The sequence below is a fragment of the Dellaglioa sp. CoH-57-MRSF-21 genome (assembly GCF_056781915.1).
In genome coordinates this window covers 1-382 of record NZ_JBXAXU010000092.1, presented here as the reverse complement: position 1 = coordinate 382, position 382 = coordinate 1, and the positions used below count along the sequence as shown (strand labels likewise).

Sequence of the window (382 nt, the reverse complement as noted above, 5' to 3'; positions counted from 1 at the left end):
GGCGGCCAGTATGCGATTATTTGATCGCTCGGTCGCTGCCGAGAAGCGCCCATTTTGGTAAGAAGAGCTGACTACGGGCATCGTAGTTCTCCTAATGATTAGTACACCATAAAATTGTGGCGCGAAAGCAGCAAAAGGGGCCTAAGCCCCTAGATTAACCACGAATTTGACGCACCTTGATACCGGCGTCGCTCAAGATGTGCCGGCCGTCTGACGCCTCGTACACATGCTGATATACTACTTCCCTGATCTTTGCACGAATCGCGACCAGTGCACACGACACACACGGACTGTGCGTGGTGTAGAGGCGCGCGTTCTCGGCACTTGCCGTCGATCCCGAGAATTTGGTGAGCGCGTTGAACTCTGCGTGCATAACCGTGGG

1 protein-coding gene is annotated in these 382 nt (G+C 54.5%); it reads right to left on the bottom strand.

The window, feature by feature from the left end; all coding sequences use genetic code 11:
- Positions 1-154: 154 nt before the first annotated feature.
- On the bottom strand, positions 155-382 hold a 228-nt coding region (locus AC1RPQ_RS08080), incomplete at its 5' end, for a deaminase (RefSeq protein WP_481762276.1).